This is a genomic window from Sphingomonas antarctica, from assembly GCF_965137005.1.
GTDB lineage: Bacteria > Pseudomonadota > Alphaproteobacteria > Sphingomonadales > Sphingomonadaceae > Sphingomonas_O > Sphingomonas_O antarctica.
Window position 1 is genome coordinate 1 of sequence record NZ_CBCRXM010000050.1, and the last position, 853, is coordinate 853.

General features: G+C 57.0%; 1 pseudogene. It reads right to left on the reverse strand.

The features are described 5' to 3' along the window. Positions 1-64: 64 nt before the first annotated feature. Positions 65-786 (reverse strand): annotated as a pseudogene (locus ACM9ME_RS15420) (IS6 family transposase). Positions 787-853: the final 67 nt, after the last annotated feature.

Here is an 853-nt window from a genome sequence, read left to right on the forward strand (position 1 = left end):
GGAGCTGTCAGTCGGATGCGAACTCGTCTCCCCACGATGGAGATCAATCTTTGAAGATGGCGGATTAGCTTGCGATCTGACGCCACTCGGCAAGCGCCGCTGAGCGGCGCTCTTTGAAGGTTTGACGGTCGACGATGTGGCGTTCGTGGTTGAAGTGATTGCTGACATTGGCATGGACCGAGGCGAATTTTTGTAGCGTCTTCATTCGCCTGAATCTAAGCATTGCCCGCTCCCGTCGTCGGAACGGAAGGTGCGAGTTTTCCGCCCGGTTATTGAGGTGGCGGCCAACCTCCTGCTTCTGCTCGTTGCCAAGTTCGGTCATCGCCGCCTTGTACGATTTCAGACCGTCGGTCACGATTTGAGCAGGCGCACCGTGCCGCTTCAGAGTCTTCTTCATGAACGCAAGTGCTGCCTGCTTGTCCCGTGTCCTGGTGATGTAGCTTTCGAGGATCTCGCCCTCGTGATCGACCGCGCGCCACAGGTAAACCATCTCCCCATTCAGCTTCACGTACATCTCATCAAGATGCCATCGCCAGTGGCGAAACCCCGCATATGGCTTACGCGCCGACGCCTGATCTCGGCGGCGAACATCGGCCCAAACCGGTTCCACCACAAACGTACCGTCTCGTGACAAAGATCATAGCCGCGCTCGAAAAGCATATCTTCCACGTTCCGCAACGACAGCGGGAACCGCACATACAGCATGACCACTTCGCGGATCAGCTCGGGTGCCGAATGGAAATACCGAAACGGACTGGCGGGCTTCGCCCTCGATCTGCGGCTCATCTCAGCCAACTACCAGCACACTGCCCCGCCTGCCACATCCATCTGACAGAACCGAAATGAATATGAA